Below are 710 nucleotides of genomic sequence, written 5' to 3'. Positions count from 1 at the left end.
TAGGCCCTCGTTGGTCTTCACCCTGCTTGGCTGGTTCGATCACTTGCGCCTTAGCCGGTGGTCACTCGGGACTGGGTTCGCCGGCCAAGAGGTTGACTATGGTAGTTAGCCCTGTGGCAGCTAGACAAAGCTTCACTGCCCGCGAAGCTGGTCGTTGATGCTGACCGCGTTGCTGTCAGTACGGTGGTTGTTCATGTTGCGGCACTCGCCGAAAAGGTCGATGGCCCCGCCTTCGCGCCAACCGGGGTCTATTCCGATGATTGCCGTGACGCCATCTTTGTGGATCGTCGTGCCGAACAGGTGCTGGCCAGGCGGCGCGCCGGCCGACCAACCATGGGCCACCATCGTTGCGGCGATTTGCTCGAAATAGGCGCGCTGGTCGACCCCTGCGGGTACGCCGAACGCGACACCTACTCGGCCGCGGTAAGGCGGGTCGCCCTGATCGTTGCAGGACTCCCAGCCAAAGCCGCCTGAAACATCTTGCAACTCAGCGATTTTGACGATCTGCTTGGCTGGTTCGATCACTTGTGCCCTAGCCTGGTCGTCGCTGAGCGGATGCTCGGGGTGATCGGGGTCGTGCCCGAACGGAAACATCGGCGAACATCCTCCCAGTACAAAGGCGGCTGCGGCCAGTGTTGCGGCAGTGAGCCGCACCAGCCATTGCCGCAAGCTGTTACTTGAACTCATGGTCGTTGCTGACAGAATCGCCC

The 710-nt window shown here is 61.4% G+C and carries 1 protein-coding gene; it reads right to left on the bottom strand.

Features of this window, described 5'->3' with window-relative positions:
- Positions 1 to 132: 132 nt before the first annotated feature.
- On the bottom strand, positions 133 to 710 hold a 578-nt coding region (locus F0Q45_RS26430), incomplete at its 5' end, for a hypothetical protein (protein WP_373425104.1).

This window comes from Mycobacterium simiae, from assembly GCF_008370645.1.
In the GTDB taxonomy this organism is placed as follows: Bacteria; Actinomycetota; Actinomycetes; order Mycobacteriales; family Mycobacteriaceae; genus Mycobacterium; species Mycobacterium simiae_A.
This window is presented reverse-complemented; position numbering and strand designations above follow the sequence as displayed.